The organism is Bartonella doshiae NCTC 12862 = ATCC 700133 (genome assembly GCF_000278155.1).
Lineage (GTDB): Bacteria > Pseudomonadota > Alphaproteobacteria > Rhizobiales > Rhizobiaceae > Bartonella > Bartonella doshiae.
This window is the reverse complement of the sequence record NZ_JH725095.1, coordinates 20,347-43,176: the sequence shown is the minus strand read 5'-3', so window position 1 is coordinate 43,176 and position 22,830 is coordinate 20,347. Positions and strand designations below refer to the sequence as shown.

The following is a 22,830-nucleotide window of genomic DNA, read 5'->3' as shown; positions in this document are numbered from 1 at the left end:
TGAGTATATCGAAAGTTCTTTAATTTTTGGTGATGAGAGCTTACGTTTTTTGTTCTCTATTTTTAGCTTTATTCCAAAGATTTTCCATTTCGTTCAGGGAAGTATCAGCGAATGTTTTAGAGTGAGTGGATAGGTTTTCTTCAATATAGGTAAAACGATTTCGAAATTTTTTATTTGTTTTTTTTAATGCTTTTTGTGAATCGATGTTCAAGTGACGAGCAAGATTAAGTAGGATAAAATAAAGATCGCCGAATTCTTCTTCTATTTCTGAAGTTTTGTTATTTTTGATTGCGTCTTTAAGTTCATCGAGCTCTTCTTCTATTTTTGCTAAAACTTTATGGCTTTCATCCCAATCAAAACCTACTTTAGCAGCTGTTTTTTGTAAAGCGAGTGCCTCTTGATCTGCTGGTTGGATTTGTTTCACTTTTGCAAGGATGCTTGTTATAGGAGGGGTGGATAATCTTACTTCTTTGCACAGTTCTTTTTGTTCATCCTGTTCTGTTTTTTTTATGCGTTCCCATTCTTCTTCCACAGAACCAAGCTTTTTTTGCTTTGTATTTCCAAATATGTGAGGATGGCGACGAATCATTTTATCAGTAATAGCATAAACAATATCTTCAAAAGTAAAGCTGCCTTTTTCTTCAGCAATCGTAGCATGGTAGGCTATTTGTAAAAGAAGATCACCGAGTTCATTACAAAGATCCATTTGATTTTTTCGCTCAAGAGCATCGATAACCTCATAAACCTCTTCGAGTATATAAGGTATGATGGATTCAGATGTTTGCTTTATATGCCAAGCACAACCGCTATCACGATTTCGTAATGCTACAATAATTGTAAGAAGATTATTGATATCTTTTGATGCAAACACTTGTGATTTCCTTTATAAATCATATGGCTAGATTAGCTATTCTGACATTGATGTAATCATTATTTGTTATCCAAGGTCTTATCATACAAAAATTTCAACAATATCTGCGGATCTTTTTAAAGGGAATCACTATGTTGATTTAGTTTTTCGTTATGTTGAAACTTTATATGTTCATATAATTTTAAGAAATGCTGCCCTATAGGCAAATAAATACAAGTTACAAGTATGCAGGATGAATGACACAATCACCATTGCCGAACAAATGTTCCAATAAAACTTTTAACCAATAAGACAGAAATTTTATTTTTTGCTTTTTAAATGAATGAAAGTAACTGAAATGGCTAAAACAAATTTATCCTCATTTTATACATGATAAGCTCTTTCTATTAATATATATGTTCTTATACCTTGCTCTTATAAAAAACACTCTGCACCAATTATATAGCTGTAAGCTCATTTTTTTTTGTTATCTTGTTCGTAAGTTTTGTTCTATTTGCCTCAAGGACCGCAAGAGCTGTCATATTAACGATGCCTCGTGAAGTGACTGAGGGCGTTAATATATGTGCGGGACGTGCAGCGCCGATCAAAATAGGGCCGACATGAAGAGCATTTGTTAGACTTTTAACGGTATTAAGCGTTATATTAGCAGCATCAAGTGTTGGAAAAACAAGCAAATTAGCTTCGCTTTTAAGACGGGAATCAGGAAAAACACGATCACGAAAAACTTTAGAAAGCGCAGCATCACCATGCATTTCGCCATCAGCTTCTAAATCAGGATATAACTGAGAAAGAATTTCTGTTGCACGTCGCATCTTACGCGCACTTTCTGTATTTTTTGAGCCAAAGTTTGAGTGTGATAATAATGCTGCTTTTGGTGTTATTCCGAATGCTTCAATTTCTTGAGCAGCCAGTACTGTCATTTCTGCTATTTCTTCTGCAGAAGGATCTTCATTGACATAAGTATCTGTTAGAAAAAGAGTTCTATTTTGAGAGATAAGCAAACTTATAGCGGAAAAACGACTAATATTTGGATCAAGTCCTATAATTTGTTCAATCAATTCAAGATGGCGCGCAAAACGCCCTTCCAAACCACAAATCATTGCATCTGCTTCTCCGCGCATTACGGCAAGAGCAGCAATAGCTGTTGTTGATGTTCTCACAATAGTTTTCGCGGCTTCGGGTGAAACACCACGTCTTCCTGTATAATGGAAAAATAAATTAACATAATCACGAAAACGTGGATCATTTTCTGGATTCGTAAGTTCAAAATCTACGCCGGGACGAATTTTTAAACCGAAACGTTCTAATCTCATTTTCACCACATGCGGGCGACCGATGAGGAGAGGAATTGCAGTTTGTTCTTCAATAACAACTTGAGCAGCACGAAGAATTCGTTCATCTTCACCATTAGCATAAATTACCCTTTTGCGTCTTGCTGCCTTTGCTTCTGCAAAAACAGGTTTCATTGTTAAGCCAGAACGGAATACAAAGCGATTAAGGGTGTCACGATAAGCTTCCATATCTTCAATTGGTCGAATTGCTACGCCTGTTTCCATTGCTGCTTTAGCAACGGCAGGAGCAATACGCAGTATTAAGCGCGGATCAAATGGAGAGGGAATTAAATAGTCTGGTCCAAAACTAGGAGGAATCTTTGAGTATGCCCGTGCTGCAATATCGGAAGATTCTTCACGGGCGAGGGTTGCAATAGCATGGACCGCAGCCATTTTCATTTCTTCATTGATTGCAGTCGCGCTGACGTCTAAAGCTCCTCGAAAAATATAAGGAAAACAAAGCACATTATTAACCTGATTGGGGTAATCTGAGCGCCCTGTACATATCATTGCATCTGTTCGCACGGAACGTGCTTCTTCTGGCATAATTTCTGGTGTTGGATTAGCGAGTGCTAAAATTAATGGATTTGGAGCCATTCTTTTTAAATACTCAGGTTTTAAAACACCAGCTGCTGAAACTCCTAAAAAAATATCAGCACCGTTAATAATTTCAGATAAAGTCCGAGCATCAGTTTTTTGTGCATACTTGACTTTCCAACGATCCATAAGTGTTTTGCGACCTTCATAAACGACTCCTTCTAAGTCGCTAAGCCAAATATTTTCAACTTTTGCTCCAAGGCAAATCAAAAGGTTAATACAAGCTAGAGCTGCAGCACCTGCACCTGAAGTGACAATTTTTACAGTTTCAATTTTTTTTCCAGCAAGATTTAAAGCATTTAATACAGCAGCAGAAACAATAATGGCAGTTCCATGTTGGTCATCATGGAAAACTGGAATATTCATTTTTGCACGAAGCTTTTCCTCAATTTCAAAACATTCAGGAGCCTTAATATCTTCGAGATTAATACCACCAAATGTAGGTTCTAAAGAAGAAATTGTTTGCACCATTTGGTCAATATTTTGTGCATTAATTTCAATGTCAAAGACATCAATATTCGCAAATTTCTTAAATAAAACAGCTTTTCCTTCCATAACCGGTTTTGAAGCGAGTGGACCGATATTTCCTAATCCAAGAACAGCAGTTCCATTTGATATAACCGCAACTAAATTAGCGCGGGAAGTATATTGAGCTGCAAGATTTGGATCTTTATGAATTGCAAGACATGGAGCAGCAACCCCTGGAGAATAAGCAAGAGCTAGATCACGCTGGTTGTCTAGAGGTGTTGTCGCTTGGATTTCTAATTTTCCAGGTTTTGGGTGTTTGTGATAAAAAAGTGCAGCGCTATCAAGTTCAGCTTTTTGTGAACTGAGATCACTATTTTGTTCTGTAGACATTTTTGCGATTTCCAGGTTAGTGTATATTGATAGGGGTGAGTATCTACGATAAGATCTTGTACACTAAGAGACCTTCATTTTTCTCATTAATAAGTTTATTGACATTAGCACAATTATTTTTTTCTCTTTAGTAAAAACTGCGGAAATTAATCAGATTAAAAAAATCTCATAATAATTACCGGCTATCACATTACCAAGCAGTTATTTTTTTTGCAATGCTTGAGAAACAGGATAGGAAAAGAACAGTTTTTTACTCATTTGGCCTCTTTGTTATAAGTATAATGCAAGAGATAAAAATGATTTTTTTTAAAATTAGAAGTTTATTCAATTTTGTAAAATATATGAATAAAAAATCTTTAATGCAGAAGAAAATGAGCAGTGAGCATATATAGAAAAATTTAATGTATGTTTTAATAAACGAGGATTTGAATGTTGGACAATCTATGATTGAGCTTTTTGTAAATGAGAGTTGGCTATTTTAATATCTTGTATAAAAGAAATAAAGCGGAGTAAGCAGAAGGTAATGGAGCTTATTCTAATAGGGGGATGCTACATTTCTTTGTAAGTGATAATAATATTAAAATATAATTTTTGCTAAAATATCATAAAGTTTTCAAAGCTTATTATTTGTTTAAATTTTTATGCACAATGCTTACAGTTTAAGCCAACAGATTATATGATAATGAACAATGAACGCACCTAAAAAAGAAAAAGTGGAAAAATTAATTTTCCACTTTTATTGCTTATTGAATACGCCCACTTGCATGAGCAAGCATGGTATAGACTTTTCCAGTATCTGATATTAAATATTTCCGAACGGAGTTAGAAGTACCAGCACTACGAGATACATCACGTAATAGTTTTTCAAAATCCAAAATATACTGATTAACTGAACGTTTAAAATCAATATCATTCATGTATTTTTTCTTTATTGTTTCAAATATTATTTTTCCATTTGATGTATAAAGGCGCTCTGTTACGATGTTTTTTTGTCCACGTCGATAATGATCCCATAGCTCAACAACAGCATTATGGTTGATGGCACGGAGTATACCAGTGGCTAACGAATGAAGTGATCCATTTTCAGGACGTGTTTTCGTTTGTATTGGTGAAAAAATAGCATCGTCAGCCGTTTCTTCATAAAAGTCCTCTTCACGAGAAGCTCTTTCTAAAAGATTTGATACCCATTTATCTTGCCTTTTTTTACTTTGATCTTGTTGCAAAATAGGTTTAGGCGGTACTATCTTCTTAATGACTTCAGGGAAAATATTAGTTTTTTTATCAAGTGCTGATAATGTCGTTGACATAGAAGTTTTAGGTATTAACTGCTCTTTTTTATTCCTTTGATCACTGTTTTGTATAACATTTGCTAAATCTTTTAATGCTGTAATTTGTTCATTCAAAGCAGCCCGGATTGTTTGCGTTGTTTCTTTTGTCTTTTCTGGCAGTTTTTGAACACTTTCATTAATATCATTATCAATTTTTAACAGTTCTGAACGAATTTCATCAGCAGAGCGGCGTATATTTTCTGCTGCTCCTGAAAAACGTGTTGAAGCTTCATTAACAAGCTGATTAAGAGATTGTTGGAGTGTATGTGTGGAAGTCCGTGTATTTTCATCAGTGCGTTCAAATGCTGAACTGAGAACATTTTCATAATGTTCAATTAATTGATTGATTTCATGAGATTTTGAAATGAGAGCATTGCTTAATGTAGAGAGTGTGTTGTGTTTTTCCTCAAGTGTTGTCGTAAGTGAATTTTCAGATTGTTCAATAACACGAATGGTTTTAGAAAGCGTTTCAGCATGTGCACTGAAACTGTTTGTTATATGATTCATTTGCTCAAATGTATTTTGTGAAATTCCTTGCAAGACTTCCACATTGTTATTGAATACTTGATTTGAGGCTGATAATTGCTCTGTTACTTGATGCGTATTGCGAAAGAAATTATTTGCAGTTTCATTAAACTGATCGTCAATATTTTGGACTGCTGATAATAATACAGTACTATTTTCTTGGATATTATAAACAGATTGATTCAACTCTTTAAGGACATATGAGATATTATTGACAAGATCTTCCTTTATAGCTGTCACTGTTTGAAGAGTTTCAGAATTGGTTTGCGCTAAGCTATTGACTAAAGATTCACTGTGAGCATAAATTCTTTGTTCAGCATCTTGTGTTGAAAGAGAGAGTTGCTCACTAATATGCTGCGTTAAACAACCAATTGACTCAGTTGTATTTTGCGCTGCTTGATTTAAATGATTTGTTAACTCTGTGATTTTTCCAACATGTCCTGAAATTTGAGTGGCTGTTTGATTTTTTGCTTCCTCTAAACGACTAGCGACATCAGACAGTTGATATCCTAGATTATTTTTAAGATTCTGCATGGAGTGATGAAGGACATTACAGCGCTCGCTAAGAACTTGCTCAATGGCTGTTGTTGAAGTCTGAAGTGTCTCAGTCATCAATTCTTGTGCATTATGAGTAGCTGTTGTAAAAGCTTCCATAGTATGTGCTGTTTGCTCAGATAAAGCAGAGAGAACTTTTTCACTGGTATCATAAACTGTTTGTTTGACGTTTGATATAATACGATTACCAGATTCCAAGAGAATATTTTCTGCTTTTACGGTAACATTAGCAACAGAGGAGAGTATTTGTTCACTCGTAGAAGAAAGGATATCAGAGGCTTTTGTAATTTTATTATGCAAGTTTTCTGTGACTGTGTTAACGGAATCCTCTAATGTTATGCGTATATTACCAACACTTGTTTCCAGCGCTTCTTGAACCGCTTTACTTTGTTCATTATTGAGGATTAGAGATGTTTTTAAAGTATCAGAATGTTCTTCAAGGGTAGATGTTTTCTTCTCTATAGTTTCACATACTTGACCAAACTTTTCAGACAATGTTTCCTCTAATGTAGTCGCGCGTTCAAAAATCTTATGTGTACGAATCTGCAAATTTTCATCGAACGATTCTATGCGTGTTTCAATAGCTTCAAACAATGTACCGCTAGATTGAGAGAGGGTATTCTTTAAAATTTCGGTATGACCTTCGAGGTTTTTGATGTGCCCTTGAACGGTTTCGGTAATGTTTTTGTTATTGGCAACAATTGCATTCTCAACTAAGTCTATCTGTTGTTTCAAAGCTACATCAACGCGTATATCACTTTCTGCGATAAGATTATGGAGTATTTCCATCCGTTGTTCGAGAGTGCGTGCTTGATCTGCAAGAACTTCATTAAGAGAAAAACTATTAATAGCCAAAGAGTCACGTAAAGCATCAGCACGTATATCAATATTTCTAGCTTGCGCTTCCAAAGCATCTTTCGTTGTATTGCAGCTATCTACGATAACTTCTTGTAGTTTTTCTGTGCATTGAACAATATTTGCAAGATGATTTTCAGTATGTTGATCAATAATTTGAACATTATCAATTAAAACTTTTTCAATATTTGAAGTATTTTCAGCTAAGATATCAATCTGATCTTTTAATGTATCAACGATTTTATTTTTTTCGCTATCGAGCATATCTGCTATTATAGCTGTTTGGTCAGAAAGCTGTAGTTTAAAATCTTGTGAACGTTCTTGTATGATATCAACAATCGCATTATCAACATGTTGAATTTCTTCCCTCAGCTTTTCTTTGCTTTTGTCAATTGCAGAGAGAATAGTGTCATGTCCATTTGTGAATACATCAGTAATATCATTTGTTCTTTCTTGGAGATTTGCATTGATTTGCGCAACATGGGACTCTAAAAAAACACCAAGTCTTTCAGCATTATCTTCTAGGGTTTGGTTGCGTGCAATAAAGGATTCAATAATAGAATCACTCTGTTTTTTAAGAGAAGAATTAACCGTTTCTAAACGATTTTCAAAGGCTCCAATCGCTTCTGAAGTGATGTTATCAAATTTGGAAGAGAGTTTGTATGCTTGCTCATCGAGGAGCATGATTTTTTCATCAAAATTTTGTAGAGATTGGTTATTGTGATCAATAATGGATTCATTCAGTGTTTTGAATTTCTTGTCAACACTGTATAAAGTCTGGTCTGTTGCCGTTTGTATATTCGTTACAATATTAGCAATATGCATTTCAGCTTTAGCAGCTGTTTCATTAAATATTTTTTCTATTTGCTTTTCATTATTGTCAAAACGTTCTGAGAAACCATCAAAACTTTGTTCTAATTCTTGAAAGAATTCCGTATTTTTTTGCTGAATCTGTGTTGTCGTTTCATTAAATTTTTCAACAAGCTGATTTGTTACGCCATCGCCTGCATAGGAAAGTTTTGCAACAAGATCTTCTCCTTGTTTTTGTAAGGTTTGAGAAAGAGTTTGCACCAGTTTTTCAACGTTTGTGACAATTTTAGATGTTACTAAGCCAAATTCATCATTAAGTTGTTCCTGTGTTCCTTTAATTGTTGATTGTACGCGATCAGCATGATTCAAAATAGCAATACGTTCATTGCTCAATTCTTTGATTAATGTATGAATGCGCGATTCATTTTCAGCATAGGCTTGTTCTAGATTGTGCACTTCGCCTTGTATGATAGCTTCGAGTTCAACCGCGCGTCCAAGGGTACGTTCAATTCCCTCATTCATTGCAGCTACTTCTTCACGAATAGTTTGTCCTATAGCGATAGCTTGTTTTTCAGATATTTGCTGTGGCTCATTGAGGCGGTGTGCAGCATTTGTCATAAGAACAGCAATATTGCGCAATTCATTTGAACGTTTTGTTAATTGAGCAAATCCCCAAGACATTAAGATAGGGATTGCTGTTCCTGCCGCTACAGCAAGTCCTGTTGGGGATGTAATGAAGGCGGTAATATTCGATAAAGAACTTAACCCAGCAGGAGCTAACTTATGTGCAATAAAAACACCTCCTGTCGCCCACAGAGCGCTGAGTGCTGTTGTGCTCCAATAGATTCGAGAGATAGAGTTTTGTTTTAAAACTTCAAAATTTGAAGGAATTGTTGTGTCATCATTAGCAGGAAGAAGTTGCGTAGATAACAATGTACTATGAACAGTTCCTCCCGAAAGGTCATGTGCAGGTTTAGAGGCAAAGAGCTGTTCAACAACGGATTCATCAACAACAGCGCTCTCGTGAATATCCGAGGTAAGAGTTGAAGTTCCATTTTCAGCGAAAATTTCTTCTTCTGCTTTTGCAATCTTCTGAATTAAATCATCCACATTAACGACATTCTCGGAATTATCGGGTGATATCGTTTCAATTGCCATATTATCAAAATCAAAGTTCATAGCTTTTGTGAGAGCTTCTTCAACTTCAACTTCAAATGTTTGTAACTTGGTTCTGCGTGCCATACTCACCTCGTACTCTACAGATAGAAAAGGGATACGTCCTCCTCCAGATATTTACATATACTAGCTGTTAATTATTTAGAAAGGAATATGCTCAGGATAAAATTTTGAAAACTTGCAAAATAAAGTTAACGCAGCATTTGTTTCGTAATTAAAAATGATAAAAAATAAAATAAAAACAATGCAATATTTGATTTTTTTAAGAATGAAAAGACTGTTCATAACTTTAACGTATCTGTAAAATTATGCGCTTTATTAATTAATATTAAAGGTAATTTAATGGCAGTTATGCCCAGTGTTTTTAAGAAATCTCTACTATGTATGGATAGATTTGTGCATGTATCGCTTCAAATTTCTTATTCATAACAAATTGATAATGCATTATATTGTTTGTCAATTTCTTTTAATTTTTAATAAGAGAAATTGGTTCTTATATTTTCTTAAAATGCACATGATTAGAAATGAATGTACAAGCAGCATTTTCAGTATCAGTATGAGATAAAAGTCAGATTTTAATAAGAATGTGTGGAAACAAAATGTTAGAGAATTTCGTGTTTTTATGGTCGCTTCTCAAGTTGGCAAAAAAAGTGCTATAATTGATAAAATACTTCCGAATTTTGGAGGTCATTGTCTTAAAGAGACATTTTTTTCGATATAAGGAAGTATTTTGCTAAATTTTGAAGTGGCTACGTTGACAATTGGATATTTTTCAGTCGTTATGCGTGCACGAATATTTTATGCAATTCGAGATGAAGGCGTAAGAATAATGGCAGAACGATCACAACACCTGCAGGATGTATTTTTAAATACAGTTCGCAAGCAAAAAATTTCTCTTACAATTTTTCTTGTAAATGGTGTTAAATTGACAGGTATTGTAACATCATTTGATAATTTCTGTGTCCTTTTGCGCCGTGATGGACATGCGCAATTGGTTTATAAGCATGCTATTTCCACAATTATGCCTGGACAGCCTGTACAGATGTTTGAAGGTGAAAGTTCTGAATAAACGAGTCAGTTTTTTATAGACCTCTTATTCCATTTAAAAGTTTTACACTGCCATGATAAATGAAAATGAGAGATTAGAGGGGCTTTTTTCGCAGGTTGAAAAACAGGTGCACGCTGTTGTTTTAGTGCCCATTTTCCAAAAAAATACAAATGAAAATGTTTTGCGTGAATGTTCAGTGTCTTCTCGGGTAAAAGAAGCATTAGGGTTGGCGCATGCTATAGGGTTAAACGTTGTCCATTATGAAGCGATCAATATTTCTGCGCCGCGCCCTGCCACTTTATTTGGGAAGGGTAAAGTAGATGCGCTTGCCAATTATATCAATGAGTATCATATCGAGCTTGCAATTGTAGATCATTTTTTAACACCAGTACAACAACGTAATTTAGAAAAATTATGGAATTGCAAAGTTATTGATAGAACGGCTTTAATTCTTGAAATTTTTGGGGATCGTGCGCGAACCAAAGAAGGAGTTTTACAAGTTGAATTGGCGCATTTGTCTTATCAAAAAAGTAGACTTGTCCGCAGTTGGACACACTTAGAAAGACAACGCGGTGGCCGTGGTTTTTTAGGGGGACCTGGTGAAACTCAGATTGAAGCAGACAGACGACTTTTGCAAGAGAAAATCGTTCGGATTCGCCGCGAATTGGCAACAGTTGTTAAAACACGTGCTCTTCATAGAGCTAAAAGAAAAAAATCATCTTATCCTGTTGTTGCTTTAGTAGGGTATACTAACGCAGGGAAATCAACGCTTTTTAATCGTTTAAGTGGTGCAGATGGATTAGCAAAGGATATGTTGTTTGCAACACTTGATCCAACTTTGCGTAAAGTTGTTCTTCCCCATGGAAAAGCTATTCTTTTATCTGATACTGTAGGTTTCATTTCTAATTTACCAACAAATTTGATTGCAGCTTTTAGAGCAACCCTTGAAGAAGTGATCGAAGCTGATCTTATTCTTCATGTAAGAGATATGTCAGATTTTGATCATCGCGCACATGGCCAAGATGTTTTAGAAGTACTCTCAAGTCTTGGTATTGATATTGATGATGCGGAGCATATCATAGAAGTTTGGAATAAGATTGATTTATTGGATGAGCATGTATTAAACGCTTTGCAGATAAACGCAAAAACACGGTTAAATTCTACCGTAATGGTATCAGCACTTACCGGTGAGGGATTGTCACAATTGTTAACAGTCATTGAAAAGCGAATCTTTGGAGAAATGCAAAGCATTGCATGTTTATTAAGTCCTCATGAAATGCCGCTTATCGATTGGTTTTATGAAAATGCTGGTGAGATCGTGCAGGAAGGACATGATGATGGTTCTGTTACTATTAAAGCTGTGCTTACTTTAGAAGCAAGAAAACAATTAGATCAGCTTAAACAAAATATGCGTTAAAATTTTTTTGAGATACCGCTTAAATATTTTTGAAATTTTAAGTTTTTTCTCTCTCATAATAATATCATATCAAGTTAAGAGGATAGTTACTACTTTCTCTTAATAGAAAAATATGAAGTATTTTGCTGGTTGAAATAAAAATGAATCTTAAGCGCTACAAAAAATTATCGGTACATACAGTATCGCAAAGCGTTTTAGTCGTTTTGTTGTCAGTAGTACTATGTGTATTTTTGAATTGGTTATATTATTCTGTTCAGCCACGGGGCTATCGAGCAACTTTAACATTTACACTGTCTGATTCTGTAGGGAAATCGTTATCAATTGATAAACAAAATGATGTTGTTGCGTTTTTATTTTCGTTACCCATGATTTCAGATGATTTTCATAAGAAAGGTTTACATGAAAATATCCATTTATCCCGCAATGGTAATCTCATTAATCTTATTTTTGAAGCGGAAACGATGGAAGCAGCTAAACATGGGCTAGAAACTTGGTTTTCTGCATTTTCAGAAGCAGTCATAAAACAGAAACAAAAATTATTCTTCACGAAACAACAAGCGAACCAACAATATGATAATACTGCTGTACTCAATATAGTACAGGGATTTCGCTCTGCTGTTAATTCCTTCATACATTATGATTTCAAGCAAACTGAACTTAATGATCTTTATATGCAATTAACGGAAGCAACGCTAAAGCGTATTCGTTTAACGAGTCTGAATTCAACTATTCAGATGATGCGTAAAAATGGGCAGTCTCTGCTATCTTTGTCATTTATTGCAGGTAATTCTGCAATTGCTGAGTTAGAATCCAAGCGTGATCTTTTGGAAACGCAAAAAGCGCATATGGCTGCACAACTAGGTTGGTCTCATCCTCAAATTAAGGCAATGATTGCGGAATCAAAGACACTTTCTCGCCAATTAGAAAATAAAATTTTACAAATTGTACATCAAATTCATTCCGATGAAGTTATTGCAAGAGATTTTGAAGAACAGCTGAAAAAAAGGATTAGCCTTTTTGCAAAAGATCAATATCAGTCTTTAGATCAAATATTTAGCGAACTAGAAAATGAAATAACAGCAATGGTAGAGGCGCAAAACAATGAATTCAGCAAGAATATTCCTCTTTTACAAGATACAAAGATTCATATAGTTATGCCTACAACATTAGCACCAATTTCTTTTATGGCTCTTTATGGAAAAAATATTGTTGTGAGTGTAATTGCAAGCTTAGTTACTCTTTTGGGGGGATTGTTGTTATTTCATAAACACCTTGGGAAAAAAGAATGTCGATCAAGGGAAAATAGCTTCAAAAAAGAGGAGAATATTTTAGTCTCTGAGGAAATAAAAAATCTTGAGACTTTTGTTACAATGGAAGGATTATCAGACTTTTTGAAATGGCGTGCTTCAACAGTTGTTGCAATCATTGGATCGGAAGCTGCGCGGACAGCTGCAAAATTATCCCTTCATCTCATAAAAGAGCGCAAAACAATTCTATTGGTGGATGTTTCTGGTCAACAAATAGAAAAAGTGATTGGTCCACATCGAGGATTAAGCGATATTTTAACTGGAAATGCTCAGTTGCAAGATGTTATTTATCGTGATTATGACACGGGGATTGATATTCTTCCCCAAGGCTTAACAAGTTCTGTTCGTGCACAAGAATTTTCAAATGATATTTCTCATATCATACAAGAATTTAAAAAAGATTATGATTTTGTCATTTTAGAAATGGCGAGCGAACCTAAATATGGATTTGAGCAATTTGCAGAATTCACAGAGTATTACATTTGTAGTGTTGTTCTTAATGAACAGGATTGGATGATAAAGATGGTGAGTAAGTTTCCAAAGACTGTTTACCGAGTGGTTACATTCTGAATGTTTTAATGGGAAGATTAAACGCTTATTATAGCAGGAATTCTTGTCTTGTGCTAAAATTGCAAGATAGGTTAAAATAACCAAGATTAAATAATTAAATTTTTAAATAAGTTGTGGTTGGAAAGAAACGTGGGGCAAACAGAAATGGCAATGAAAAGATTGAATAATGGTATTTTAACACCGTTGCAAAAGAAGCATCGAAAACAAATTCAAATTTGGCTTTATTCTATTTTATTGCTTTGTTTGGCAATTGTTTTAGTGGGGGGAGCTACACGTTTAACAGGATCAGGATTATCAATAACCGAATGGAAACCAATTCACGGTGTTATTCCACCGATTGGTGTGGAGCAATGGCAGGAGGAGTTTTCCAAGTATCAACAGATAGCACAATATAAAGTGCTTAATCGTGATATGACATTAAGTGCGTTTAAAGTAATTTTTTGGTGGGAATGGTGGCATCGTGTTCTTGGGCGTCTTGTTGGTCTTGTGGCTTTGTTGGGGTTAATTTGGTTTTGGGCAACAAAACGTATTGAAAAAAATATTTTACTCAAGCTTATTATTGTACCAATTCTTATAGCCCTTCAAGGAGCTATTGGTTGGTGGATGGTAGCTTCAGGTATTGGACAAAGTAATCTCACAAGTGTAAGTCAATACCGTTTAGCATTTCATCTTATAACAGCGTGTTTTGTTATTATTTTTGTTACTTATTTATCTCGAGGATTGGCAGAATATTCAGAAAAACCAGCAAATAAAAAGATCCAAAATTTTGCAGGTTGGCTTGTTTTTCTGATTTTGATTGAGATTTATTTAGGTGCTTTGGTTGCGGGACTCCATGCTGGGAAGGTCTATAATACATGGCCACTTATGGATGGTCAGATCATACCTGAAGGATTGTTGGCGCATAATCCCGTTTGGATCAATTTTTTTGAAAATCCCTTGACAGTCCAATTTATTCATCGTTTTTTTGCATATTTTTTGTTTGTTGTTACAATCATACATGCTTTGTATGTACGAAAAAGTGTACCACATTCAACACATACTCGTCGGGCATTTTATATATGTGTTATGGTGGTTCTCCAAGCGCTTTTGGGTATTATTACTTTGTTAAATGAAGTGCCAATAAGTTTGGGGCTTATTCATCAAAGTGTTGCATTAGCAATATTGTGTTTTTCTGTTGCACATTGGCGTGCAACAAAAGGTGCATATCATACTGTTGGAAAGTTTCCGGAAGAATATCAGTTAGGAAAAATATCAGCAACTTGAAAGCATTAAATTAAGATTTTGAACAGCAGCAGCGGATGCGCCTTTTCCTAAATTATCAAATATAGCACATAGATTGAAAATCCCTTCACGCTCATTGCCAAATACGAATAATTTCATCTCATCTTTATGTGCTAAGTATTCTGGATTGAGTTTTGTGAGTGCATCAGTTTCTTCTTGTGATGCAACTGATATGATGTTTTGCCCATCGTAATGGTTCTCAAGAATTTCACGCAGGTTAGAACAATTAGCTGATTTTGTAAATAAATGGCGATGTAGTGGAAGATTTACAATTATTCCTTGGGGAAAACGGCCAACGCTTGGTAAAAAAATAGGTGTTTGGTTGATTTTCCCATGGATTTTAATTTCAGGAATATGTTTGTGTGCAAGATTGAGACCATAAATAAAATAATTTTCCTGAATATCATTTTGTTGAGATTGGTTTTCCATTTGTGCAATCAATTGTTTTCCACCACCAGTATAGCCGGAGATCGCGTTAATTGATATCGGATAAGAAGCGTCTAGCAGACCTACTTCACGGAGCGGTCGGATTAAACTGATCGCGCCGGTAGGGTAACACCCTGGATTAGTTACATAGCGTGCCTCTTGAATATGTTTTTTTTGGCCTGCGGTCATTTCAGGAAAACCATAGATCCAGTTTGGTGCAGTACGATGAGCTGTCGAGCTATCAATAATTCTAATTTTTTTATTATTTCTAAGGTTGTTAACAGTTTCACGTGCGGCATCATCTGGAAGGCATAAGATAGCAATGTCCGTTTGATTAAGGCAGTCTTGTCGAAGATCAATGTTATATCGATCTGTGTGAGGAAGAGAGAGTAATTCTAAATCTGTACGTTTTGCTAGTCGTTCTTGTATTTGTAATCCAGTTGTTCCATGTTCACCATCAATAAAAACTTTTGTTGTCATTATCTTTGCCTTAAATCGGTTTTCTGTTGCCACATTATAAATGAGCTTAATTATTGATTTTTTTTGATATTATAGACTTTTTTTCTGATACAATGCTACAATAAAGGTAAAGTGAGAAAAAATGCAAAATCTTTTTTACGTCAATTATTTTTGCCAAGTCAGAATTGTATAATTTAGAAGGAAAAAGAATAAGATAAGTGTTTACTGTATTTTGCATAAAAAAATAGTTTAAAATATTTGGTTTGCACGATTTGCTGTGTTATCGTTCATTACTTTGTTTTTAAAATGTTAGGACGTATTTTATGACTCAACAAATGAACGACACACAAAAACGCTTTTTAAATGATGATTTACAAACTGTTGATAGTGCAATCTTTAATGCAATCAGAGGAGAGTTTGAGCGTCAACAACATGAAATTGAGTTGATTGCGTCAGAAAATATTGTATCAAGAGCGGTTCTTGAAGCACAGGGATCGGTTTTGACTAATAAATATGCAGAGGGTTATCCAGGAAAGCGTTACTATGGAGGATGTCATTTTGTTGATATTGTTGAAGAATTAGCAATTGAACGCGCAAAGCAGCTTTTTGGTGCTGCTTTTGCTAATGTTCAGTCGAATTCTGGTAGCCAAATGAATCAAGCTGTATTTTTGGCTTTACTTCAGCCTCATGATACATTTATGGGATTGGATTTAAATTCTGGTGGTCATCTTACGCACGGTTCCTCTGTCAATATGTCAGGAAAATGGTTTGATGTTGTTTCTTATGGGGTGAGACAAGAAGATCAGCTTCTTGATATGGAGCAAGTTGAACGTCTTGCAAAGAAACATAAGCCAAAACTTATCATAGCAGGTGGATCTGCTTATCCTCGTTTATGGGATTGGCAACGATTTCGTGAAATTGCAGATGAGATAGGTGCTTATTTAATTGTTGATATGTCCCATATTGCAGGTTTAGTTGCTGGTGGTGTTCATCCTTCTCCTGTTCCATATGCGCATATTGTAACGACGACAACGCATAAATCACTGCGTGGTCCTCGTGGAGGTTTGATTTTAACAAATGATGAAGTTTTAGCAAAAAAAATTAATTCAGCAATTTTCCCTGGTCTTCAAGGTGGTCCTTTAATGCATGTGATTGCTGCTAAGGCCGTTGCTTTTAAAGAGGCTTTACAGTCTGATTTCAAAGATTATAGTGCCAATGTTGTTGCGAATGCAAAAATTTTGGCAAAGACATTACAAGACAATGGTTTTACTATCGTTTCTGGCGGTACAGACAATCATTTATTATTGGTTGATTTGCGTTCTAAAAATTTAACAGGAAAACAAGCGGAATTGGCTTTGGGTCGTGCTAATATTACCTGCAACAAAAATAGCATTCCTTTTGATCCTGAAACACCATTTATAACATCGGGGATTCGTTTAGGATCACCTGCTGCGACCACACGTGGTTTTGCAAAAAATGAATTTATACAAATTGGACAGATGATTTCAGAAGTTCTTGATGGACTCAGGATGGCAAAAAGCGATGAGGATAATAGTGCTGTTGAAATGGCTGTTAAGAATAAAGTGGAAGAGATGACGAATAATTTTCCTCTTTATTCTTATTTAAGTACCTGTTAAGGATATAAAAATGCGCTGTCCTTACTGCCAATATGAGGATACACAAGTTAAAGATTCACGTCCCGCTGAAGAGGGAGCTGTGATTCGTCGTCGGCGTGTATGCACTTTTTGCGGTGGTCGTTTTACGACTTTTGAGCGTGTTCAGTTGCGTGAGCTTTTGGTTTCTAAAAAGAGTGGTCGATGTGAGCAGTTTGATCGTGATAAGTTAATGAGATCAGTTGATATAGCTGTGCGTAAACGCAATATTGATCCTGATTATATTGAACGCGTGATTTCTGGCATTGTACGACAGCTTGAGAGTTTAGGAGAGCCAGAAATTTCTTCGGAAAAAATTGGGCACCTTGTGATGGAAGCATTGAAAAGCATTGATGATATTGCTTATATCCGCTTTGCTTCTGTCTATCGAGACTTTCGTAATGCAAGTGATTTTCACGATGTTATAGATGAGTTATCAAAAGATATAACGGATACAGAATCTTGTTTTGATGAATAAAAAACCACAAGATGAGCGGTTTATGGCTGCAGCTATCCGTTTAGCAGAACGTCATGTCGGTCTTACAGGTGATAATCCTTCTGTTGGTGCATTAATTGCGCGAAACGATGACGGTATAGGAACATCTATTGTTGGCTATGGTGTAACAGCTGTGTATGGGAGGCCTCATGCTGAGATACAGGCTTTACAGATGGCGGGCCCTTTGGCGCGTGGTTCTACTGCATATGTGACTTTAGAGCCATGTTCGCATTATGGAAAAACATCTCCATGTGTCAATGCGCTCATCAATTCGGGTATTTCACGGGTTGTTGTTGCTCTTGCTGATTTAGATAAACGGGTTAATGGGCGTGGTATTACTCTTTTGCGTGCGGCTGGCATTGAAGTTATTGAGGGAGTTTTGGCAGAAGAAGCTTTTGGAACGTTGTGCACACATTGGTGTATAAGAAAATTGCAACGTTGTACTGTTACTTTAAAAATGGCAATTTCTGCTGATAATGGAGTGGGAAAAAAAGGGAAGGGTGGAATAAAAATTAGTGGAATGATGTCTCGTACTCATACACATATTTTACGTGCACAAAATAATGCTATTCTTGTTGGTATTGGCACGATATTGGCAGATGATCCACAATTAAATTGTCGTTTGCCAGGTCTAGAGATGCGTTCTCCTATACGGATTATTTTAGATACAGATTTATCTATACCCCTTAATGCAAAGGTTGTTCAAACGGCAAAAACAACTCCTACATGGATCGTTTGTGATATGAATCTCTCAAAGGAAAGCAAAAAAAATGCACTGGAACAATATGGTGTATCTGTATATTCGGTAGAAATAAGAAATGGTTATATGCAGCCCTTTACTATTTTACAGCTACTTTATCAACGTGGAATCACGAGCGTTTTACTTGAGGGAGGTGTGAAGACAGGGGAAAAGTTCTTAAATGCAGGTTGCGTGGATCATTTAATATGCTTTTATGCGCCCGTTATTTTAGGTGAAGACCGTATTGAGGCTCCTCATTTTGGAAATTATCTCTCGCAATTTTATGAGGTTGAAAGAAGAATGTTTGGAAACGACTGTTTTTATAAATGGAGGCGTAAGACATTATGTTCACAGGAATTATAACGGATATCGGTTGTGTTGAAGATGTCCAACCCTTAAAAAAAGGGGTACGTTTAAAGATTTCTACGCACTATGATATAGAGAGTTTAGAGATTGGTGCGTCAATTGCATGTTCAGGGATTTGTCTGACGGTTGTTGAGCGAGGATTAAAGCAGGAGATGACCAATTGGTTTACAGTGGAAGCATGGGAAGAAGCATTACGTTTGACAAATCTTGCACAATGGACGAAAGGAACTTTTGTTAATTTGGAACGTTCATTGAGATTGGGGGATGAATTAGGTGGGCATTTAGTTTTTGGTCATATTGATGGTTTGGCTGAGATTATTGAGAAAAAAAATGAAGGTGATGCGGTGCGTTTTCATTTACAAGCTCCAGCACGATTGACATCCTTCATCGTAAACAAAGGTTCTATAGCACTTAATGGAACTTCTCTGACCATTAATTGTATTGAAGATCGTATTTTTGATGTTCTTATTATTCGCCATACACTTGAAATGACAACTTGGGGACAAGCAAGAGTTGGAGATCTGATCAATGTAGAAATTGATCAGCTTGCGCGTTATGTTGCTAAACTTTCCAACTTTAAAAGTGAAAAATGAATAGGGCTAAAACTTTACTATAGTATTTAGAATTTATGCCTATACATCTAGGTTTTTTATTAATTTTTCTGATAGGATCTCATTATGACAAAAGAGATAGATAAGAATTTGCGTCTCTTGATTGTTGAAGCGCGTTTTTATGATGGGATTTCTGATGCACTTCTTGCAGGTGCAATGAGAGCTCTACAAAAGGCTGAAGTAAGCTATGATATTGTGACAGTTCCAGGAGCATTAGAAATACCAGCAGCAATCGTTTTTGCCGAAAAAAGTCGTACAGTATTTTATGATGGTTATGTTGCACTTGGTTGTGTTATTCGGGGTGAAACATATCATTTTGAAATTGTCGCGAATAATTCTTGTCGCGCATTGATGGATTTAACTGTTCATAAGCACTTGGCTATTGGAAATGGCATTTTAACTGTTGAAGATGAAAGACAAGCATGGGCGCGTGCCGAACAAAATGAAAAAAATAAAGGTGGTTTTGCTGCTGAAGCTGCTTTATGTATGATCGCTCTAAAAAAGAGATTTGGAGATAATCATTAAATATGGCTGATAGAAAAGGCAATTTTTCTCCTCGTCCAGCGAATAAACGTGGAGTAGCAAGACTAGCGGCAGTCCAAGCACTTTATCAAATGGATATGGTTGGTTCTGGTGTTATGGAAACGGCTGCCGAGTATGAGGCTTATCGATTAGGAAAAGAAATTGATGGAGAGCAGTATCTTGATGCTGATTTTCAGTGGTTTTTAGCTATTATAACGGGTGTTGTTAAAGATCAAAAACAACTTGATCCTATGCTCCATCAACAGCTTTCTGCGGAGTGGTCACTTTCGCGTATAGACTCTATACTTCGTGCTATTTTACGTGCAGGTTCATGGGAATTAATCAACCGTCAAGATGTTCCCGTCGCGGTTGTTATGAATGAATATGTTGATATTGCAAAAGCATTTTTTGAAGGTGATGAGCCAAAACTTGTTAATGCGGTGCTTGATAGTATGGCAAAAAAAATCCGTTCTTAAAGGCAACATACAATCCCGATTATATCGGGATTGTATGCAGACAAAAAGAATCTCTAATGTAGGTTTATAAAGCCCCTATAAGCCTTTAATAATTTTAAGCAAGAAAGGTCGTTCCTTGGTAGGAGTTGGTGTTGTTCGTGTGATGAAATCAAACATCTGACCATCTTGTAGACCATAATGGGCAACCTTAGTTACTTGTTTGTTTTTGTCGAAGTAAATGGCTAAAACTTTGCGATCAATAATTTTTGTTTTCATGAATTGCATGCCACGGTATCGAGTTTGTGAGATGTAATAGAAAACTTCATTATCATATTTTGTTTTTAGCGAAGGTGTTCCTAAAGTTAAAATAACCTGCTCCTGACTTGATCCTACAGAAATAGAATCAAGGGCACTTTTATCAAGGATATAGCCTTCTTTATATATCTGGCTTGAACCTGAAGAATTAACAAGACTACAACCGGAAATTGTTAGCATGCTTGCTATTAATAGACCAGCCAATAATTTTTTTTTAATTGAAGCCTCTGTGAGGGGCACCTGAAACAATGATATCTCCATTTTAAATTTAGACGTATGATATTTAGACGCACGGCAAGAAGGCGGCCAAGCTTTTAAAATTATAGCTTAATCTGCCATAGCTTACACTGAGCTTCCCTATTATAAAATTAAAGTATGCCATAGAGATTTTCTTTAGAAAAGAAAAAAATAATTAAATTTACTTTAGGTCAACAAAATGCAGTGTATTATACTTTCTTTATATCTGGGGGTTGTCAATGAATATTGAACATGTTTCTCAAATGACATTTGCTTTGGCTTATCCAATATCAGTACGTTCATTACCAACTAAAGGTATCAGGGTGCACATTTGTGCAGATCAACGAGAATGTGCACATTTAGCTCAGAATCATGATTTGATTGAGGTGAAATGTTGTGAGGGTAAATTCCATATTTTACCGTGGAAAAAGCAAGGGGTACGTGTCAAAGGATTACTGCAAGCACGTATAGTACAATTATGTGTTGTTACATTAGAACCATTAGAGAATATTCTACGTGAAAATATAGAGGTTGTTTTTGTTCCTGAAGATTCAAAATTAATGAAACCAAAAACATCAGAGGACACAGGCGAATTGTTTCTAGATGCAGAGGGAGCAGATACACCAGAAATCTTTTATGGTGATAAAATTGATGTTGGCGCAATCATGGAAGAATTTTTTGAATTGGCAATTAACCATTATCCGCGTAAAGAGGGAATAAATATGGATGTGCCAGAAAATTCAGAAGAGGTTGAACAAAAATCATCGCCATTTTCTGTTTTAAAAAATTGGAAGTGATTATAAAGACATAAAAAATATCTGTTGTATACTGTCATAAAAACAGTATTTTCTGCAAAGCTGTATTGCCCTATAGCTTCAAGGGGATTTCAGTAGCAAAAGTTGTGAAATGCTTTAAAAGCGTTAATAAAAAAGATGTGGGATATGCGAGCGTGATTAAAATTTCTGTGGATGTAATGGGCGGTGATTATGGTCCGGAAGTGACTATTGCGGGAGCAGCTATTGTACAACAATATTTGCCAAATATTTATTTTTTGTTTTACGGAGTGGATGATGCTGTTAAGCCAATTTTGGAAAAATATCCTTGTTTAGCTTCTATTTCGCGCTTTTATTCTACAGAAAGTTATACACGTATGGATGAAAAGCCAAGTCAAGCACTTCGCAATGGGCGTGGTAAATCATCAATGTGGCATGCTATTGAGGCAGTAAAAAATGGTGAAGCTGATGCTTGCATTTCTTCTGGCAATACTGGTGCGCTTATGGCAATGTCTTATTTTTGTTTAAAAATGATGGCGGAAGCTGAGCGTCCTGGGATTGCGGGTATTTGGCCAACACTTCGAAGTGAGAGTATTGTTCTGGATATTGGGGCAACGATTGGTGCATCTGCTAGTCAGCTCGTTGATTTGGCGGTTATGGGGGCGGGGATGTTTCGCGCCTTATATCATACCGAAAAACCAAGTGTTGGGCTTTTAAATGTAGGTGTTGAAGAGGTTAAAGGTCTTTATGAAATCAAAAAAGCTGGGATGATATTGCGTAAAGTGCAATTAGAAGGGTTAGAGTATAAGGGATTTGTTGAAGGTAATGACATTGGAAAAGGAACCGTAGATGTTGTTGTAACGGAAGGATTTTCTGGTAATATTGCTCTAAAAACAGCAGAAGGAACTGCGCGGCAGATAGGGGAAATCTTAAACTCTGCTATGCGTAGTTCTTTTTTTTCATCTCTTGGTTACTTTTTGTCGCGGCGTGCTTTTCGTACACTGAAAAATAAAATGGATCCCGATAGAGTTAATGGTGGAGTCCTTTTAGGTTTGAATGGTGTTGTCATAAAAAGTCATGGTAGTGCAAATGCTGGTGGTTTTGCTTCTGCTATCCGTGTTGGTTATGAGATGGTTAAAAATGGACTTTTGCAAAAAATAACCACGGATTTACGGAGTTTTCATGAACATAAAGCAACATTTTTGGATAAAGAAGATGAAACTATAATTGATAGAGAGACCACATGATAA

At 35.8% G+C, this 22,830-nt stretch carries 17 protein-coding genes; 12 read left to right on the top strand and 5 right to left on the bottom strand.

Going from position 1 to position 22,830, the window contains the following annotated elements; translation table 11 throughout:
- Nucleotides 1-40: 40 nt before the first annotated feature.
- The 3 genes from mazG to MCS_RS03125 all read right to left on the bottom strand — a co-directional run bounded on the left by mazG (nucleotide 41) and on the right by MCS_RS03125 (nucleotide 8,972).
- Nucleotides 41-871 (bottom strand): nucleoside triphosphate pyrophosphohydrolase, encoded by an 831-nt coding sequence (gene mazG / locus MCS_RS03135; RefSeq protein ID WP_004855609.1) that lies wholly within the window; start codon nucleotides 869-871, stop codon nucleotides 41-43.
- Between the two features lie 437 nt (nucleotides 872-1,308).
- Entirely contained in the window at nucleotides 1,309-3,657 is a 2,349-nt protein-coding gene (locus tag MCS_RS03130) for an NADP-dependent malic enzyme (protein ID WP_004855606.1), read from the bottom strand.
- Nucleotides 3,658-4,400: 743 nt separating this feature from the next.
- Nucleotides 4,401-8,972: a coiled-coil domain-containing protein gene (locus MCS_RS03125; RefSeq protein WP_004855605.1), complete on the bottom strand. Its 4,572-nt coding sequence runs from the start codon at nucleotides 8,970-8,972 to the stop codon at nucleotides 4,401-4,403.
- A gap of 763 nt (nucleotides 8,973-9,735) precedes the next feature.
- Here MCS_RS03125 and hfq point away from each other — a divergent pair.
- From hfq to MCS_RS03105, 4 genes are all read left to right on the top strand, one after another.
- Complete coding sequence (gene hfq / locus MCS_RS03120; RefSeq protein ID WP_011179303.1) at nucleotides 9,736-9,975, top strand: RNA chaperone Hfq; 240 nt, start codon at nucleotides 9,736-9,738, stop codon at nucleotides 9,973-9,975.
- Nucleotides 9,976-10,027: 52 nt separating this feature from the next.
- On the top strand, nucleotides 10,028-11,371 hold the full coding sequence (gene hflX, locus MCS_RS03115) for a GTPase HflX (protein WP_004855602.1): 1,344 nt from the start codon (nucleotides 10,028-10,030) through the stop codon (nucleotides 11,369-11,371).
- A 140-nt stretch (nucleotides 11,372-11,511) separates the two neighbouring features.
- A complete protein-coding gene (locus tag MCS_RS03110) occupies nucleotides 11,512-13,248 on the top strand; it encodes a hypothetical protein (RefSeq protein WP_004855600.1) in 1,737 nt (578 codons plus the stop codon).
- Between the two features lie 129 nt (nucleotides 13,249-13,377).
- Nucleotides 13,378-14,511, top strand: coding sequence for a COX15/CtaA family protein (locus tag MCS_RS03105; RefSeq protein WP_004855599.1), 1,134 nt, complete (start codon nucleotides 13,378-13,380; stop codon nucleotides 14,509-14,511).
- Here MCS_RS03105 and argC read toward each other — a convergent pair.
- Entirely contained in the window at nucleotides 14,500-15,435 is a 936-nt protein-coding gene (gene argC / locus MCS_RS03100; RefSeq protein ID WP_004855597.1) for an N-acetyl-gamma-glutamyl-phosphate reductase, read from the bottom strand. The two genes, MCS_RS03105 and argC, sit on opposite strands and share 12 nt — an antisense overlap.
- Before the next feature lie 302 nt (nucleotides 15,436-15,737).
- Here argC and glyA point away from each other — a divergent pair, with 302 nt between their 5' ends.
- The 6 genes from glyA to nusB all read left to right on the top strand — a co-directional run bounded on the left by glyA (nucleotide 15,738) and on the right by nusB (nucleotide 20,276).
- A complete protein-coding gene (glyA, locus tag MCS_RS03095; protein WP_004855596.1) occupies nucleotides 15,738-17,051 on the top strand; it encodes a serine hydroxymethyltransferase in 1,314 nt (437 codons plus the stop codon).
- A gap of 10 nt (nucleotides 17,052-17,061) precedes the next feature.
- Nucleotides 17,062-17,544 (top strand): transcriptional regulator NrdR, encoded by a 483-nt coding sequence (gene nrdR / locus MCS_RS03090; RefSeq protein ID WP_004855594.1) that lies wholly within the window; start codon nucleotides 17,062-17,064, stop codon nucleotides 17,542-17,544.
- Nucleotides 17,537-18,664: a bifunctional diaminohydroxyphosphoribosylaminopyrimidine deaminase/5-amino-6-(5-phosphoribosylamino)uracil reductase RibD gene (gene ribD, locus MCS_RS03085; RefSeq protein ID WP_024864213.1), complete on the top strand. Its 1,128-nt coding sequence runs from the start codon at nucleotides 17,537-17,539 to the stop codon at nucleotides 18,662-18,664. Before nrdR ends, ribD begins: the two co-directional genes overlap by 8 nt.
- Entirely contained in the window at nucleotides 18,646-19,260 is a 615-nt protein-coding gene (locus MCS_RS03080; RefSeq protein ID WP_004855590.1) for a riboflavin synthase, read from the top strand. The genes ribD and MCS_RS03080 overlap by 19 nt, the downstream gene beginning before the upstream one ends.
- An 84-nt stretch (nucleotides 19,261-19,344) precedes the next feature.
- On the top strand, nucleotides 19,345-19,803 hold the full coding sequence (locus MCS_RS03075; protein ID WP_004855589.1) for a 6,7-dimethyl-8-ribityllumazine synthase: 459 nt from the start codon (nucleotides 19,345-19,347) through the stop codon (nucleotides 19,801-19,803).
- A gap of 2 nt (nucleotides 19,804-19,805) precedes the next feature.
- On the top strand, nucleotides 19,806-20,276 hold the full coding sequence (gene nusB / locus MCS_RS03070) for a transcription antitermination factor NusB (RefSeq protein WP_004855587.1): 471 nt from the start codon (nucleotides 19,806-19,808) through the stop codon (nucleotides 20,274-20,276).
- A gap of 75 nt (nucleotides 20,277-20,351) precedes the next feature.
- Here the strand turns inward: nusB and MCS_RS03065 are convergent, their stop codons facing one another.
- A complete protein-coding gene (locus MCS_RS03065) occupies nucleotides 20,352-20,831 on the bottom strand; it encodes an outer membrane protein assembly factor BamE (RefSeq protein WP_004855585.1) in 480 nt (159 codons plus the stop codon).
- 215 nt (nucleotides 20,832-21,046) lie between these two features.
- On the opposite strand from MCS_RS03065, the gene MCS_RS03060 reads away from it, so the two are divergent.
- Together MCS_RS03060 and plsX are read left to right on the top strand one after the other, a co-directional pair.
- Nucleotides 21,047-21,604: a YceD family protein gene (locus MCS_RS03060; protein WP_004855583.1), complete on the top strand. Its 558-nt coding sequence runs from the start codon at nucleotides 21,047-21,049 to the stop codon at nucleotides 21,602-21,604.
- A 152-nt stretch (nucleotides 21,605-21,756) separates the two neighbouring features.
- Nucleotides 21,757-22,827: a phosphate acyltransferase PlsX gene (gene plsX / locus MCS_RS03055; RefSeq protein WP_004855581.1), complete on the top strand. Its 1,071-nt coding sequence runs from the start codon at nucleotides 21,757-21,759 to the stop codon at nucleotides 22,825-22,827.
- Nucleotides 22,828-22,830: the final 3 nt, after the last annotated feature.

Coding starts and splice junctions, on each gene's coding strand:
- MCS_RS03130 (WP_004855606.1), bottom strand. CDS start 3,657: ATGTCTACAGAACAAAATAGTGATCTCAGTTCACAAAAAGCTGAACTT.
- MCS_RS03125 (WP_004855605.1), bottom strand. CDS start 8,972: ATGGCACGCAGAACCAAGTTACAAACATTTGAAGTTGAAGTTGAAGAA.
- hfq (WP_011179303.1), top strand. CDS start 9,736: ATGGCAGAACGATCACAACACCTGCAGGATGTATTTTTAAATACAGTT.
- hflX (WP_004855602.1), top strand. CDS start 10,028: ATGATAAATGAAAATGAGAGATTAGAGGGGCTTTTTTCGCAGGTTGAA.
- MCS_RS03110 (WP_004855600.1), top strand. CDS start 11,512: ATGAATCTTAAGCGCTACAAAAAATTATCGGTACATACAGTATCGCAA.
- argC (WP_004855597.1), bottom strand. CDS start 15,435: ATGACAACAAAAGTTTTTATTGATGGTGAACATGGAACAACTGGATTA.
- glyA (WP_004855596.1), top strand. CDS start 15,738: ATGACTCAACAAATGAACGACACACAAAAACGCTTTTTAAATGATGAT.
- nrdR (WP_004855594.1), top strand. CDS start 17,062: ATGCGCTGTCCTTACTGCCAATATGAGGATACACAAGTTAAAGATTCA.
- ribD (WP_024864213.1), top strand. CDS start 17,537: ATGAATAAAAAACCACAAGATGAGCGGTTTATGGCTGCAGCTATCCGT.
- MCS_RS03080 (WP_004855590.1), top strand. CDS start 18,646: ATGTTCACAGGAATTATAACGGATATCGGTTGTGTTGAAGATGTCCAA.
- MCS_RS03075 (WP_004855589.1), top strand. CDS start 19,345: ATGACAAAAGAGATAGATAAGAATTTGCGTCTCTTGATTGTTGAAGCG.
- nusB (WP_004855587.1), top strand. CDS start 19,806: ATGGCTGATAGAAAAGGCAATTTTTCTCCTCGTCCAGCGAATAAACGT.
- MCS_RS03065 (WP_004855585.1), bottom strand. CDS start 20,831: ATGGAGATATCATTGTTTCAGGTGCCCCTCACAGAGGCTTCAATTAAA.
- MCS_RS03060 (WP_004855583.1), top strand. CDS start 21,047: ATGAATATTGAACATGTTTCTCAAATGACATTTGCTTTGGCTTATCCA.